The organism is Teretinema zuelzerae (assembly GCF_021021555.1).
GTDB lineage: Bacteria > Spirochaetota > Spirochaetia > Treponematales > Treponemataceae > Teretinema > Teretinema zuelzerae.
Genome location: NZ_JAINWA010000001.1, coordinates 590079 through 604398, shown reverse-complemented (window position 1 = coordinate 604398; position 14320 = coordinate 590079). Strand labels below are relative to the sequence as shown.

The 14320-nt window shown below is 56.2% G+C and carries 13 protein-coding genes and 1 pseudogene; 9 read left to right on the top strand and 5 right to left on the bottom strand.

Annotated features, from left to right (window positions below; translation table 11 throughout):
* Positions 1-46 precede the first annotated feature (46 nt).
* Complete coding sequence (locus K7J14_RS02795; protein WP_230752837.1) at positions 47-586, top strand: methylated-DNA--[protein]-cysteine S-methyltransferase; 540 nt, start codon at positions 47-49, stop codon at positions 584-586.
* On the opposite strand, the gene K7J14_RS02790 is transcribed toward K7J14_RS02795, so the two are convergent.
* Positions 581-2878 carry a patatin-like phospholipase family protein gene (locus K7J14_RS02790; protein ID WP_230752834.1) on the bottom strand — a complete coding sequence of 766 codons (2298 nt, stop codon included), beginning with the start codon at positions 2876-2878 and terminating at the stop codon, positions 581-583. The two genes, K7J14_RS02795 and K7J14_RS02790, sit on opposite strands and share 6 nt — an antisense overlap.
* 136 nt (positions 2879-3014) lie before the next feature.
* On the opposite strand from K7J14_RS02790, the gene trkA reads away from it, so the two are divergent.
* The 6 genes and pseudogenes from trkA (at position 3015) to K7J14_RS02760 (ending at position 8318) form a co-directional block, all read left to right on the top strand.
* Positions 3015-4424 (top strand): Trk system potassium transporter TrkA, encoded by a 1410-nt coding sequence (gene trkA, locus K7J14_RS02785; RefSeq protein WP_230752832.1) that lies wholly within the window; start codon positions 3015-3017, stop codon positions 4422-4424.
* Complete coding sequence (locus K7J14_RS02780; RefSeq protein ID WP_230752829.1) at positions 4414-5865, top strand: TrkH family potassium uptake protein; 1452 nt, start codon at positions 4414-4416, stop codon at positions 5863-5865. Before trkA ends, K7J14_RS02780 begins: the two co-directional genes overlap by 11 nt.
* Positions 5866-5878: 13 nt before the next feature.
* On the top strand, positions 5879-7099 hold the full coding sequence (locus tag K7J14_RS02775; protein ID WP_230752826.1) for an MFS transporter: 1221 nt from the start codon (positions 5879-5881) through the stop codon (positions 7097-7099).
* A gap of 67 nt (positions 7100-7166) precedes the next feature.
* Positions 7167-7358 carry a hypothetical protein gene (locus K7J14_RS02770; protein ID WP_230752822.1) on the top strand — a complete coding sequence of 64 codons (192 nt, stop codon included), beginning with the start codon at positions 7167-7169 and terminating at the stop codon, positions 7356-7358.
* Positions 7359-7370: 12 nt separating this feature from the next.
* A pseudogene (locus K7J14_RS02765) lies at positions 7371-7874 on the top strand (MBL fold metallo-hydrolase); the annotation flags it as partial.
* Positions 7875-7889: 15 nt separating this feature from the next.
* Positions 7890-8318: a GtrA family protein gene (locus tag K7J14_RS02760; protein WP_230752819.1), complete on the top strand. Its 429-nt coding sequence runs from the start codon at positions 7890-7892 to the stop codon at positions 8316-8318.
* On the opposite strand, the gene K7J14_RS02755 is transcribed toward K7J14_RS02760, so the two are convergent.
* The gene (locus K7J14_RS02755; RefSeq protein WP_230752816.1) at positions 8319-9191 is read right to left on the bottom strand and encodes a glycosyltransferase family 2 protein; all 873 of its coding nucleotides are present in this window, start codon (positions 9189-9191) and stop codon (positions 8319-8321) included.
* Positions 9188-10720: an ArnT family glycosyltransferase gene (locus K7J14_RS02750; RefSeq protein ID WP_230752813.1), complete on the bottom strand. Its 1533-nt coding sequence runs from the start codon at positions 10718-10720 to the stop codon at positions 9188-9190. The genes K7J14_RS02755 and K7J14_RS02750 overlap by 4 nt, the downstream gene beginning before the upstream one ends.
* A 222-nt stretch (positions 10721-10942) precedes the next feature.
* Between K7J14_RS02750 and K7J14_RS02745 the strand changes: the two genes are divergently transcribed.
* Positions 10943-11854 (top strand): leucine-rich repeat domain-containing protein, encoded by a 912-nt coding sequence (locus K7J14_RS02745; protein WP_230752809.1) that lies wholly within the window; start codon positions 10943-10945, stop codon positions 11852-11854.
* Positions 11855-12294: 440 nt separating this feature from the next.
* Complete coding sequence (locus K7J14_RS02740) at positions 12295-13215, top strand: alpha/beta hydrolase (RefSeq protein WP_230752806.1); 921 nt, start codon at positions 12295-12297, stop codon at positions 13213-13215.
* Between the two features lie 91 nt (positions 13216-13306).
* Here K7J14_RS02740 and K7J14_RS02735 read toward each other — a convergent pair whose 3' ends face one another.
* Together K7J14_RS02735 and K7J14_RS02730 are read right to left on the bottom strand one after the other, a co-directional pair.
* Positions 13307-13807, bottom strand: coding sequence for a GNAT family N-acetyltransferase (locus K7J14_RS02735; RefSeq protein ID WP_230752804.1), 501 nt, complete (start codon positions 13805-13807; stop codon positions 13307-13309).
* A gap of 12 nt (positions 13808-13819) precedes the next feature.
* Positions 13820-14086 carry a type II toxin-antitoxin system TacA family antitoxin gene (locus K7J14_RS02730; protein WP_230752802.1) on the bottom strand — a complete coding sequence of 89 codons (267 nt, stop codon included), beginning with the start codon at positions 14084-14086 and terminating at the stop codon, positions 13820-13822.
* Positions 14087-14320: the final 234 nt, after the last annotated feature.

Genomic DNA, 14320 nt, shown 5'->3' with positions numbered 1-14320 from the left:
GAAGCCGTTCTGTACTATCCGGCGCATCGGGGGTACTATTGAATCGATGCGTAATTCTGAAATCGAAAAACTTTCTGCGTGCAGGCTCGAAACTTCGATAGGCCCGCTTTTTCTCGAATCTACGGAAACGGCGCTTGTTTCGGTCCGTTTCGGCGCCGAACCCGCCGGTTCCTCCTCACGCGACGAACCGCTGAACGCCGCATGCCGTACGGTTTCCGGAACCATGTCCGCTGTCTCCGGCCCCGAACCGCTTCGCCTCGCCGCGCAGGAGATCGCCGCCTGGCTCGCCGGAGAGATCGACCAGTTCTCGGTTCCTCTCGATCCGCGGGGCACGCCCTTTCAAATGGCGGTATGGGCGGAGGTGCGGAAAATCGGCCGGGGCGAGACGCGAACCTACGGGCAGATTGCCCGGGTTCTCGGAAATCCCAATGCCTGCCGCGCCGTCGGATCCGCGGTGGGGAAAAATCCTCTGCCGCTCATAATTCCCTGCCATCGCGTAGTCGGCGCAAGCGGCCCCGGCGGATTCAGCGGGGGAATGCGCATCAAGCGCCGGTTGTGCGAACTCGAAGGAATCCGTCTGTCATAAACCGTCCCGGTCTTTTCCGATGGCGCCGACGTCGAGCGTTATATACGGCCTGATTTCTCTTTCCATGCTGAAATGCAGGCCTCCCCGCAGAGAAAGGCCGAATGCGTCGCTGAAACGGATTCCCGCTCCCGCGTTTCCCGAGGCGTACATATAGTTCTGCATCATGTCGAGCGCCTTCGTATGCTCCAGATCCTGGATCGTCGAACCGACTGCTCCCTGGAGGATGAAGAATGCCGGGAACGATATTCCCCTGGAGTTCCAATTGAGATTGTGCTTGATTTCCATGCCGGCCGTCATGACGTGGCTGCCCTTGCGCTCTTCGATCGACAGCGGGCCGGGGAAGAGCCGCCGGTTCGTTACGGTCGGCTTGAAGTAGGCGGGGGCGGCTCCGGCCGCGTCAGGGTCCAGGCTGAAGTCCGTCGCTCCCTGCCAGATCAACGCGACCGAAAACGGCGTTCCCAGCGAGAGAAAGGTGTTTCCTTCGGTTTCGAACACCCGGAAGGGGATCGATGATCCGAGGGCGGGCAGAGACGCAGTCGAGCGGAATATCATATCGATTCCCTGCATCGGAAACACCGGGGAATCAAGGCGCCTGACTTCGAACGATCCGCTGATCAGCGAATACAGATGTTCTTCAGGAACGGCGGGGATTTCCGGGATGTCTCCTTCCTCCATGCCCTTGACGCTCCAGGAACCGGAAATTCTGATTCCCGGATACGGAGTTATGCCGAAGACGAGGCCTCCCGTCTGCACGATGGTCTGGTATTGCCAGTTCACCGAAGACTGGGTGATTTTCGTGGTAAAGTCGCGCTCGAAGCGGTAGAAGGGGCTGAGGGTGAAAAACGAGCCCAGCGGTTGGTGAAAAACCGCCGATATTCCCGGTGCGTCGAGCGCTTCCGCTTCGATATGCAGATTGGAGTCCTTCGTGGTCAATCCCCGGAGGTCGACTGCCGGCATGATGTCCAGATCGGTGACGATGGACGAACCCATGGTGGATTCGTAGAGAAAACCGAGGCTGAGCCCGTTCTTTTTCGCGTTTTTTTCCGTTAGCGCTATCTCCAGATACTCGCCCTGCCGGTTTTTTTTGCGGTGTATTCTGACTGCCTGTATTCTTCCGGTGCGGTCGAGCAGGGAGAAGAGCGCGTTCAATTCGTCGTAGGACGGATGGCGATCCGGCAGGTTCTCGATGAAGGATCGAACCAGCGCCCGGTCCTTTTCAGAGCCTCCGGAAATGGTGAAGCCGTCGAGCGGCGGATTTTTCTCGCGTTCGGCATGAACTGCCGGTTCGAATTCGCTTAAGAGGGCGCGCAGTCCGGCGAGATCCTTCGAATATTCGCGCGTTGTTTCTTCTCCCAAGAGGATGAACTCCTTCGCCCGTTCGAACTGCGTGGGAAGAAAGCCCTGCGCGTCGATCGAAACGACGAGATCCGCGAAGGGTATTTCGCGGCGGGAGTTTTCGTGCCGCATTATTTCCATCGATCGCGACAGCACTGCCGTCGGGGACCTCGCCGCCTCGCCGTTCTCCAACGGTTTTCCGTTATAGAGGTCCACGGCGATTACGATGTCCGCTCCCAGCGACCGCGCCACGGTTACCGGAAGGTTGTCCACGACGCCGCCGTCGACAAGATACCTCCCTTGATAGGGGAAGGGAGTGAAAATGCCGGGCAAGCTCATGCTCGCCCGCATCGCGTCCGTAACGCTGCCTGTGTCTATGACGATCCGCTCGCCGCTGGAAGCGTCGGTCGCGATCGCTCGGAATCGCTTCGGCAACTCGTCGAAATGTGACTGGGCCGGCATATCGACGAGCAGACTGTCGAGATACCTCATAATGCGCACGCCGCTTATGAGCCCGCCGTTCAGGAAAAAACCCTGCCGGTCGAATTGCGCGCTCAAGGCCTGCCGGGAACGGGCGTTGAGCTCTTCCATGGTTTCCCGGCCCGAAGCTCCGCCTTCTTCGAATAAATATCCCCAATCCGCGGAAACGCTGATTTCTTCCATCTCAGTCGCGTTGTAGCCGGAGGCGTACAGGCCGCCGATGATGGAACCCATGCTGGTTCCGACGACTATATCGACCGGAATGCCGGCTTCTTCTATTACTTTAACGGCTCCGATATGGGCCAGACCCCAGGCTCCGCCTCCGGCGAGCACCAGCGCTATGCTCGGCCTCGTGCCGGGGGAGAGTTGTTCGATGCGGTTCCGCAAAACCGACGGAGCGTCCTGCGCCTGCAGAATGGAATATCCGGCGCCCGTACAGAGAAATATGCTCAGTAGCGCAAAGAGCGGTTTTTTCATTGCTGTCTCCCCGGCCGGCGGACGAATGAAGCGCCGCCGCCGTCTTGAATATATAGTAATAAGGATCCACCGGTACAGGCGTTACAGAGAAATGCAAACTCTTGCCCTTGCAAGATCTATCATCTATAGTCGTGTTATGCGTATTGTACTTCTTGGAGCCGGCACGGTCGGCATCCAGATCGCCCGCGAACTCATCGCAGAAAACCGGGACGTCGTCGTCATCGAACGAGATCCCGAGCTTGCCCGCCTCGCCGACAATGAGCTTGATTGTCTCGTGCTGAACGAGGACGGGAGCCGTCCTGAAACTCTGCGAAAAGCCGAAACTCATCGAGCAGACTGGTTTATCGCCCTGACCGGTTCCGACGCCGTGAATATTGTCGCCTGCGGCCTGGTCGCCGCGGAGTCTCCCAAGACCCGCACCATCGCCCGCATGGAAGCTTCTTTCTATAATGCGTTGTCCAATGCCCAGAAAAAAACTTTCGGGTTGGATTTTCTCGTGAATCCCGCCATGGAAACGGCCCGATCCCTCTCGCGCATCATCGCGGAGGGCTTTGCCGAACAGGTGACTCCCCTGCACGACGGATCTCTCCAGCTCCGCATGGTGGAAACAGCCGACCTTCCCGGTTATGTCGGCAAAACGTTAAGCGAAATCAAGATGGATTCTTCGGCTCATTATCTGATCGCAGCCGTGGTGCGCGAAGGCCGGATTCATGTTCCAAAGGGCGATTTCAAAATCCGCGAAGAAGATCGGCTCTATGTTCTGGGCTTGCCGGAAGTTCTCGATGCGGTGCTCGGCGCGGTAGAAGGGTTGACCGATGTTCCGCGGAGAATCGTCATTCTCGGCGCGACCAAAGTGTCGGAGCGCCTGATATCGCTTCTTCAAAACCGGAACGAAACTGCTTCGAACGGCTTCGCCCATGCGGTCAGGCGTTTTTTCCAGAAGAAATCCGTTATCACCCTCGTGGACGCCTCCGAGCCTGATTGCAAAAAGTTCGCCCAGGCTTTTCAGAATATCACCGTAATTCAGGGAGACTGCGCCGAGGAAGGCGTGCTGGAAAGCGCAGGGGTCGCGAAGGCAGACCTGTTCGTCGCGGCCACCGATTCCCAGTCAAAAAACATCATCACCGCCCAGCTTGCGAAAACCCTGGGTTCGAAAAAGGCCATGGCGGTTACCCTGAATCACCGATTCCTCCCGATAGGCCCGGATCTTGAAGTGGACTCCTTCGTATGCGCAAACGATGCCATTGCTGCAAGCGTATTGGAAACCCTCAGAAAGGGGCATATCCGCACCATCTACAGTTTCTACGAGGATTCCGTGGAAATAGCCGAGCTCCGCCTCGACGCGCGTTCTCCGGTCGCCGGAAAAAAGCTTCGCGAGGTCGACCTGCCTTCGGATGTGCTCATAGCGTTTCTCCATCAAAACTCCGGATTCATCGTTCCTACCGGAAATACGGTGTTGAATGCCGGCGATACGATAGCACTGATAGTTCATAAAACAAACATAACTGAAATAGAAAACATTTTCGGCGGCGCGGATGGAGACTAAATCTCTATTCCGCGCGCTTGCGCTTCTTCTGGCGATCGTCACCGCCTTCATGGTTCCCTGCGCCCTTGTCGGCTTGGCGTACGGCGAAGCGCCGTCATCGCTGTGGATATATATCCCGCCCTGCCTGATCGGCCTCTTTTGTTTTGTTCTCGCCTTTACCGGAAACCGTCATAAAACCGCTCTCTCTCCCAGAACGGGGTATCTATTCGTAACTCTCGGCTGGCTTTTGTCCGCCTGTCTCGGCTCTCTGCCCTTTGTCCTTTCCGGCTGCATCCCCCTGTTCAGTTCGGCTTTTTTCGAAGTCATGTCCGGTTTTACCACGACGGGAGCGACCATCCTCGCCGATATCGAAGCGCTGCCGGCCTCCCTCCTGTTATGGCGCGCCTGCACGCATTGGCTCGGCGGAATGGGGATCGTCGTATTGACCGTCGCGATTTTTCCGTTGCTCGGCTTGAACGGAAAAGCTTTGATGGAAGCGGAGGCCCCCGGTCCGCAGGTAGATAAATTCACGCCCCGCCTCTCAAACACCGCGGCCATTCTCTGGCTTATTTATCTCGGCCTCACCGTGATTCTCTTCGTCCTTTTGCTGTTCGGCGGCATGGACTTCCTCGAAGCTCTGACGCATTCCTTCGCTACCATGGCGACAGGCGGCTTTTCCACCAGAAACGCTTCGGTGGGCGCCTGGAACTCTGCGTATATAGACGGAATCATCACGCTGTTCATGGTTCTCGCTGGCACCAACTTCGCTCTGCACTGGCGCTTCATGCAGGGAAAGCCCCTGACCGTGCTCCGGGACAGCGAATGGCGGCTGTATCTGGGAATCTTTTTCGGCTCGTCGATTTTCATCAGCCTCTCGCTGGCCGATTCGGGCCTGTACGGATCGTTTGCCGAGGCCTGGCGTTATGCGTCGTTCCAGGCGGCTTCGATACTGACCACCACCGGATTCGCCACGGCGGATTATCTGGGGTGGCCGTCTTTCGCGCAGGCGATTCTGTTTTGCCTGATGTTCATCGGCGGCTCGGCCGGATCGACTGCCGGCGGAATCAAGGTCGGCCGGGTTGTAACTCTTTTAAAAATGGGCGCGGCCGAGATGAAGTACCTGTTGAATCCCCGCGGCGTTTACGGCATCTTCGTCAACCGCCGGTACGTACACAAAAATATCGTGTACGACATCGCGGCCATGGTGTTTCTCTTTTTGAGCTCCGTGCTCGTATCGACCCTCGTGGTATCCGCGGCCGGGTTCGATATTCTCACGAGTCTTTCCGCGACCCTCGCGACCATCGGAAATATCGGTCCCGGCTTTTCTCTCGTCGGTCCCTCTTTCAACTACGGATTCTTTCCGGAATGGGTGAAGCTCTGGCTATCGTTCGTGATGCTTCTCGGCCGTCTTGAAATATACACTGTTCTTGTGCTGTTCACTCCCGCATTTTGGAAACGATGACAAGGAGACATTCATGAAAATGATTACGCGTTTTTCGCTCTACGGCTTTCTGAAGAATTTCGATTTCTCCGAGCCGTTTCTCATACTGTTCTGGCTCTCACTCGGCCTCAACTTCTTTCAGATAGGCATTCTCGTCGCGTTTCAGAACGTGCTCATCAACGCCATGGAAATTCCCAGCGGCGCCTTCGCCGATCTCTACGGGCGGAAAACCTGCATGATGATTTCGCTCGCGAGCTACGTCGTCTCCTTCATCCTGTTCGCCGTCGCGCAGTCCTTCGCCATGCTGTTTCTTCCCCTCGTGTTCTACGCCATGGGCGACGCCTTCAGAACCGGCACGCACAAAGCGATGATTTTCGACTGGCTCAAGATAAACGGACGCCTGGACGAGCGCACGAAGGTGTACGGATACACCCGATCCTGGTCGAACTACGGCAGCGCGTTCTCCGTCTTGATAGCGGCGGCGATAATGATCGTCTTCCGGGATTACCGGCTGGTTTTCTGGCTCTCGGTTGTTCCGGGCCTGGTCGGCCTGTGGAACATGTATTGCTATCCCGACGAGCTCAACCATAGAAACGGCGGAACGGTGTCCGTCCGCGACGTCTTGCTGCATACTTTTTCAGGAGTGAAGAAGGCTGTCTCCCATCCGCGCCTGCGGACTCTCGTCGCCCAGAACATGGCTTTCGAGGGCTGCTTCGTCGTATCGAAGGATTTCATCCAGCCGCTGTTAAAGGCGCAGGTTCTCGTTCTCGCGTCCTATATCGCGCTGAGCGAAGACCGGGCGACATCCTTGGGCGTCGGCGCCGTATACTTCGTTCTGCACATGGTGTCTGCCTTCACCTCGCGCCGCGCCCACGGCTTCGTAAAAAAAGCGAAATCGGAAAACCGGGCGGCCCTCATACTTCTGCTTGCGGGCTCGGCTCTTTTCGCGGCTTCTGCCTTCGGTCTTTACACCGGCCGGATCTACATCGCGATCGCGGTCTTCGTCGTTCTGTTCATCCTGCAGAACCTCTGGGTTCCGGTCAACGTCGCCCAGTACGATTCGTACTCCGACGCGTCCGACCAGGCGACTATTCTGTCGGTTGCCTCGCAGGCCAAGGCGATCGGCGTCGCCGTTCTCGCGCCCTTGTCAGGACTGGCCGCGGACAGCGTCGGCATCCAGGGATCGATGGCCTTTTTCTCCGGCGTTCTTCTTCTTGTATTCATCGCCTCCGCGGCAAAGAAGGAAAACCGATAAAAATCGACTCGAGCCCAAGCGCGGAGGCATGGGTAATCATCCGCAAAAAAAATCAACGAGGTGTCATATGAATCGTTTCAGAATTACGTCATCCATGGCCGCGGTTATCGCGTTTCCCCTTCTCCTTGCTTCCTGCGCGCGTTCTCCGGCCGAAACAGCGCTGCGCGGCATTACGCGCGGAGAGAACGCTACGCTCAGGATCGAATGGAAAGGAACCGTTTTCTACGTAGATCCCATCGGCTCCGTACCGAGCGAATAAGCCGACGCGGTTTTCGTCAGCCACCGGCACAGCGACCATTACGATAAAATCGCGATCTCCAAGCTGGGCGAATCCGTTCCGGTCTACGCGCCCTTCGACGCAACCGGCATCACTTCGTTTCCGGTAGGCGAAAAGCGGGAGATTTCCGGCATCGGCGTGGAAACCGTTCCGTCGTATAACGCGGTGAAAACGCAGTACCATCCCAGGCGAGACGGCAATGCCGGATTTATCTTCACATTGGGCGAAACCCGCGTATACGTCGCCGGAGACACGGAGCGCATACCTGAAATGAAAGAAATCGAATGCGACATCGCCGTTGTTCCGCTCGGCCAAGTCTATACGATGCTCTCCGTGGAGGACGCGGTCGAATCGGTTCTCGACTCGGGAGCGTCGATCGGCGTTCCGACTCATTACGGCTCCGCCGAAGGGACAGAATCGGACGCGCAGCGGTTCAAAGACCTGCTTATCGGAAAAGGCGCGAAGTCCGTCTTCTTGCAGCCGCTTGAATTGAAATGATGTAAGGAGTCCCGTGTGGATCTGAAAAAAAAACTCGACCGGCTTATGCTCGAAAAAACCGACAACGTGCTCGTTCAGTTGTTCCGCTACTTCGTCGTATCAGGCCTTTCTCTTGTTATTGATTTTTGCACGCTGTTTGTTTTTACGGACGTTCTGCGCGTCCATTACCTCGCGTCGAGCGTTCTCAGCTACGCGCTCGGGCTCGTCATCAACTACTATATTTCGGTGAACTGGGTATTCGGCACCCGTACCTATTCAGACCGCCGCAAAGAGTTCGCGATATTCGTGGGCATCGGAATTGCCGGCCTCGGAGTCAACACTCTGGTGATGTGGATCTGCGCCAGCCTGTTTTCTCTGTACTACCTCGCGGCCCGCGTCGTATCGGCGGCGATCGGCTACTCCTGGAAGTACGCCGCCCGCCGCCTGATCCTGTTCCGTTCCTGATTACTCCCTTCTGGATATCGCGTCGGCGATGAGGCCCATGCAGAAGAATTGAATCGCGCTCAGGGAGAGCATGATGAACGTTCCGTCGTAGAATTTGCCCATGAACGCGAGACCCCAGACGAGAACGCCCGTGCCGAGAGCCAAAAGAGCCAGGCTGAGCGGAATGAATATCCTCAAGGGGTTGAAAAGTACGCACATCCTGAGGATAAGCATGATAAAATTCATAGTATCCTTTATGGGGCGAATCTTCGATGAACCTTCTCGCTTGAAATAATCGATCTTGACGTATTTTACCTCGTAGCCGTTCGTGAGCGCGGCAAGGGTTATCGTAGACGTGAGCGAAAATCCGTTCGGGTACAGGCTGAAATAGCGGTCGAAGAGTTCCTTCGTGAAAACGCGAAGGCCCGAATTGAGATCCGGAATGTCGACCTCCGAAACATAGGACGCCAACCTGTTGATAAAAGCTTTCGGAGCCCTTCTGAGCCAGGGTATGTGGACATTTTTGCCGATGCGGGCTCCGACTACCATGTCGCGGTTTTTCATCTCCGCGTACAGATCCGGGATTCTGTCGTTCGGGTACGTGCCGTCGCTGTCGGTGATGCACAATACGTCGTATACCGCGTGCTTGGAACCGGTTTTAATCGACGCGCCGTAGCCCCTGTTGAACTCGTGGTGGATCAACGTCGCTCCGAGCCCCTCTCCTCCGCCGTTCGATTCGAGAATCTCCCGGGTGCCGTCCTTCGAACAATCATTGACGATGATTATCTGATAGGGGATTCCGCTTGCCTTCATGGTTCCATGAAGGTTGCGTATCGTTTCGAGAATCGCTTTTTCCTCGTTGTACGTCGGGATGATGATGCTGACGCCGTTCATTGTATGCTCCTTTCGCTGTCTATTTCTGAAATGCGTGAAAGCGGAACAGTCGAGATCCTGAAGGGAAACCGGACTGCCTGAATGAATGTTTCTCCCTGTACGCCGCCGTCTTTCGAAACGATATACACTTCCGTTCCGTTTTCCGTCGCTCTCGCCGGTTCGGGCGCGCCTCCGTCATTGTACGCGTCGAGGTCCAGGAAGTACTTGCAGACGGTCTGCGCCGCGTCCTCGCCGCCGTTTCCTTCAGCCGAAAGAACCGGAACTCCGGCATTCCAGGCGTTGTTCAATTCCCGGTAGTATCCGGCGGTCGTCGCGAACGGATGCGTTTCAGGCCTCAGCGGGCTATGGGCAAATTCCTTCGCGGAATCGGGGACTATCGGAAGCGAAAACAAAACCGAAACCGCCAACGAGAGAGCCCCTGCAGAAAGCGCATAGGGGAGGGCGGACGCCGAATTCGCGCGATCCAGCGCCTTCGGAGCCAGTTTCGCAGCGGCGTCGCGGAGAACCCGAGCGATGACGATGAACGCGAAGGGCAGCAGCGCGCAGAAATAGCGGTTGATGAAATCTTCCGCAACCATGATGGGATCGGTGTCGCTGACGGCGAAGGTGATGCAGAATATGAAGCTGAATCCCATGATTACGAGAGTCTTCAACTCATGATTCTTTTTTCGCGTAAGGTAATACGCGCCTGCCGCCGCGAACGCTGCGATGGGCAGCTGCCAGTACAGCTGAAGGTATTCGGGGGTGTACCGGAGAAACACCTGCCAATACGACGAGAGGGGATCGGCGTAATCGCTGGAAAGATGGTTGGCGGTAATGACCGATAGCTGTCCGAAACTGAATTCCGTGAAAGCGGCGTAAACCGCAGTTTCAGCGACGAAAAGGGCGAGCAGGGGCAGCCCGAACGCGAAACAGTCCCTGATGCGCGTTTTTCCTCCATAAAGAAGCAAAGCGATGAACACGCCCGGGAGGAAAAAAAGATTCGTTATCTTTGTTTCATAGGCAAGGAACATGGCGAGGCTCGAGGCGACGATCAGTCGGACCCTGCCCCTTCCGTCCCTGTTCAGCGCGGGTACGAGGAGGCACGCGCAAAGGAGCATGTAGGTGATGGAGAATATTTCCGGCCTCACCTGGCTCGCCGCTCTGATCTGGTAGGGGAAGACGATCAGCATAAGCGCGGATAGAACTCCGGCAAAACGTCCGCCCAAGGATTTCCCGAGCCGGTACAGGAGGAAGGTTTGAACTAACGCGTTCAGCAACGGCGCAACGTAATACACGTTCGGATGAATTCCGAACAGTTTCTGAAGCGCGGCTACGGGGAGTATGATCGCCCAGCGAACGGTCCGGTGAGTCAGCCGGGGATAGGGCAGCCCCTGCGAGAGCGCCTTAGCCGCGTACCAGTAATCCCGTTCGTCCACGCCGGTATGGATGATCATCTGTGTCGAAATCCTGATCCACAGCGTAAGAAAGAGCAGCGACGCTATGATCATCGCCTCGCTGTAATCATGTTGCTTGCGCGGTAAAGCCATCGGTATACCTCAAAAGTCCAGCGTCGATCGCCGCGGAATCTTCATTCTGCTCTGTGTTCGCTTTGATGCGAACTGTCCGATGTTAAATCTCTATCGCTTTTGCTGTCAACCCTTCGCGGGATTCATGAAACGCGCCGGCTTTGATGGGCTTGCCTCCGGCGGCGCGTCGCATCCCTTTCTCCTCCGCTTGATTGCTGCCCGATTTATCCGTACTTTCGAAACATGAGAGAATTTCTTGACGACATTGAAGCCCTCCTGGGCGAAAGCCTTCCCCGCGTTGAACGATTCGACTACAAACACTTCGGCTACGCCTGCGAAGACGGGGAGATCTCGGAGATCCGCCTCAACAATAAAAAACTGGAAACGCTTCCTCCTTCGATCGGGCGTCTCTCCGGCTTGCGGAGGCTCGACCTGAACCGCAACAGGCTTCGCGCTCTGCCGCCTTCCCTCTGCGCTCTTCCTCGCCTGGAATCCCTCTCCCTAATCGACAACCGCTTTACCGACCTGCCCGACTGCATCAAGAACCTTTCGCAGCTGAAGACCCTCAACCTGAGCGGGAATCCCCTCGGCGATTTTCCTTTATGGCTGCGCGAAAAAACCGGCCTCGAGGAACTCGCGCTCGCCCGCATGGGCTTGAAAGAGGCGCCCTCCTGGCTCGCCGGCTTCGAAAACCTCAAGATTCTGGTTCTGTTTCAGAACGAAATCGCGGAGCTGCCCGAGTGGATCGGCCGCCTCGGACGCCTTGAAATCCTCACCCTCGGAGGAAACCGCCTCCGAACCCTTTCTCCCCGAATCGGCGAACTGTCCGGATTGCGGGAACTCTCCCTGTACGGAAATCGCCTCGCCTCCCTGCCCGACGTCTTCGATCGTCTCCGCAACCTGCGCGAACTGGCCCTCTCCGATAACGGCCTCTCCGAGCTTCCCCCAAGCCTGGGCTCCTGCGCCTCCCTCGAGTACCTCGTCGCAAAAGGCAACAGCCTGACCCGCCTCCCTGAATCGTTCACCGCCCTGAAAAATCTCAAAACCCTCAACCTGGAAGGCAGCCCTATCAGCTGGACTCCTTCCCAGCGGCTCTGGCTCGCCGATCTCCGCTCCGCCGGCGCCATAATAAACGAAGGTTCTCCAAGCGAGTGAAGCGCGACCATACGAGGGGGAAGAGACTGCCTTTCGGCATTCTCAGCCTTCCCCCCCGGCCGCACATGGTTGCGGCCTCCCCCTTCCTTTGCAAACCGTCCGCCTTCTTCCCTCCGCGTTCAGATCCCGCAGGGAATTCCGGGAAGTATCGGGGCAGACTTTAACGCCCCGGCGCCGAAAACCGGGCAACGGCCTTTTCCGGCGCATCCCCGTATCTATTACACGATCGCCGCCATGACAGGGAGCACCGGAACGCGTACTGCGGCATGTTCTTTGAGAAAATTTTTTTTGGAAGAATCGGGTTGACGCCCGGGCGGAGAGGGTCTACGCTCGGGGTATGGAAATGAGATCGAAATGTCCGAACTGCGGCAAAACATTCATGATCCGATCGACGTATCGGTAGCGCCGAGCCCGCGTTCCATGCGACGCAAGGAGTACTCATGATCATTCACGATGCAAAACCCGCCGCCGCCTTCTCGCGACTGTCGGCTTCCTTCTTCGCTCTCGCCGCTATTTTCGCGCTCTGCTCGTGCGATTCCGCGTTCAAGCGTACGACCGCCGAATTGCCCCCTCTCCCGGCTGAGCCGGGACTCGAGCGAATCGAGTTTCACAGCGCGATTCTCGGAAAGACGATGGCTCTCTACGCCTACCTCCCCCCGGGATACTCGAGCGAACGCGAGTGGCCCGTACTCTATCTCTTTCACGGTTTCGGCAACAACGAAATCGAATGGTTCGAATATCACAAGCTGGGCGAGGTAGCCGACAGGCTTATCGCGCTGGGATTGATGAAGCCGACAATCATTATCGCGCCGCGGATGGACAACAGCTGGGGGATCGATTCGGGAAAACCCGCCATGAACGGGCCGTCGCCGAAACGGGCGCTTTTCAGCGGCCCCTACGAGTCGTACTTCCTCAAGGAAGTCATGTACCTCGCGGAAACCCGCTATCGCGCTTCGAAGGAACGCTCAGAACGGAGCCTCGGCGGGATCTCGATGGGCGGATTCGCCGCCCTTCATATCGGCTTCAGACATCCGGAGCTTTTCGCGCGAGTCGGCGGACACAGCCCCGCGCTCAGAGGACCGCAAATCCCTGATTACTTCCTCTACGCGAAACCCCGAAAAACGGCCGAAGTCGACCCGATCGCGCTCGCGCGGAAGAAAAATCTCCGCGGCATGAGCGTGTTCGTTGATTGCGGCGCGGACGATTCCCTCTTCGCCGGATGCAAGGAACTCGCCGACGTTCTTTCGGAACGGAAGGCCGACGTCGCCTTCTTCTCCGCTCCGGGCGCGCATAACGCCGCCTACTGGCACCCGAACCTCGCGCGGTATCTTCGTTTCTACGCCGGAAATCAGCCGGAATAACTCCGCGATCCCGATTCGCCGGCAGCCGGTTTGCCGAATATACAAAAGGGCGACCGGCCGGCTGAAGCCGCCCTGTTCAGGTTTTCTCACGCTATGATTCTCTCGCCTGTCGAATAGTGGCGAGCGGTAAATACAATGTGAGTGGATGATCATCCATAGGAATAAATCCGTAACGGAGATAAAAGTCTTTTGCTTTTTCGTCTATTGCATCGACTAATACGGCGAATATTCCAACCGATGTCGAAACATCAAGCGCTCGTTGCAGCGCCATTTTCAGAAGCCATGATCCAACTCCCATTCCCTGGAATCGAGAATCAACGGCCAGTTTTCCGATACGGAACGCAGGTACCGGGTAACGAGGTAGTTTACGTGTAATAGATTCTGGAAGGTTGGTTGCTTCAATCCGGGCATTTGAAAATGTCATGAATCCAGTAACGATTCCCGAATCATCGATCGCTACGAAGGTTTTACCAATCATGAGAGTATCATTTTTTAGGGCGTAATGCTTAAAATAGGAGTTCAAGTCGGGGTAACCGCAATCAAAGGGGACCTTTTGGAGTTCTTTGGTTATAGGCACAAGCGAGAGCTGCATGCTAGCACGTCCTCAAGGATTGCTTAAGAGCGATTTGAGTTCGTCATTAGGCTCCGGCGGATTCATAAGGGCAGCGAAGAATGACTCGCGCTCAGCTTCTGAGAGGCTCATTTTTTCGGTTTCACGAATATCTTCACGGGCCTTTTGCAGCGCAGATTCAAGAATATAAGCGGATATAGTTTTATGGTTGAGCTGGGCTGCTCGTTCGATGATCGATTTAACTTCCGGATTTGTTCGTACGTCGATTCGATCAGACCTGATTGAAGCGGATGTTTGCATAATGTCTCTCCTTCATAACAAAGTATACCGCTTTGTACGGTAAAAGTACACACGAATAGCTATAAATGTGTTCATGTACAATTTTTCTGTAAAATGGGTAGAAAAAAAGCCCGCCGATCGGGCTCAAATGGTAAATGACTCGTTTACAACTGGCAAACAAGTCGTTTTGCACTGGTAAACAAACTGTTTTGCACTGGTAAACAAACTGTTTTGCACTGGTAAACAAATCGTTTT

Bases quoted from the DNA above. Each gene is read 5' to 3' on its own strand.
- K7J14_RS02795 (WP_230752837.1), top strand. From the start codon at position 47: ATGCGTAATTCTGAAATCGAAAAACTTTCTGCGTGCAGGCTCGAAACT.
- K7J14_RS02790 (WP_230752834.1), bottom strand. From the start codon at position 2,878: ATGAAAAAACCGCTCTTTGCGCTACTGAGCATATTTCTCTGTACGGGC.
- trkA (WP_230752832.1), top strand. From the start codon at position 3,015: ATGCGTATTGTACTTCTTGGAGCCGGCACGGTCGGCATCCAGATCGCC.
- K7J14_RS02780 (WP_230752829.1), top strand. From the start codon at position 4,414: ATGGAGACTAAATCTCTATTCCGCGCGCTTGCGCTTCTTCTGGCGATC.
- K7J14_RS02775 (WP_230752826.1), top strand. From the start codon at position 5,879: ATGAAAATGATTACGCGTTTTTCGCTCTACGGCTTTCTGAAGAATTTC.
- K7J14_RS02770 (WP_230752822.1), top strand. From the start codon at position 7,167: ATGAATCGTTTCAGAATTACGTCATCCATGGCCGCGGTTATCGCGTTT.
- K7J14_RS02755 (WP_230752816.1), bottom strand. From the start codon at position 9,191: ATGAACGGCGTCAGCATCATCATCCCGACGTACAACGAGGAAAAAGCG.
- K7J14_RS02750 (WP_230752813.1), bottom strand. From the start codon at position 10,720: ATGGCTTTACCGCGCAAGCAACATGATTACAGCGAGGCGATGATCATA.
- K7J14_RS02745 (WP_230752809.1), top strand. From the start codon at position 10,943: ATGAGAGAATTTCTTGACGACATTGAAGCCCTCCTGGGCGAAAGCCTT.
- K7J14_RS02740 (WP_230752806.1), top strand. From the start codon at position 12,295: ATGATCATTCACGATGCAAAACCCGCCGCCGCCTTCTCGCGACTGTCG.
- K7J14_RS02735 (WP_230752804.1), bottom strand. From the start codon at position 13,807: ATGCAGCTCTCGCTTGTGCCTATAACCAAAGAACTCCAAAAGGTCCCC.
- K7J14_RS02730 (WP_230752802.1), bottom strand. From the start codon at position 14,086: ATGCAAACATCCGCTTCAATCAGGTCTGATCGAATCGACGTACGAACA.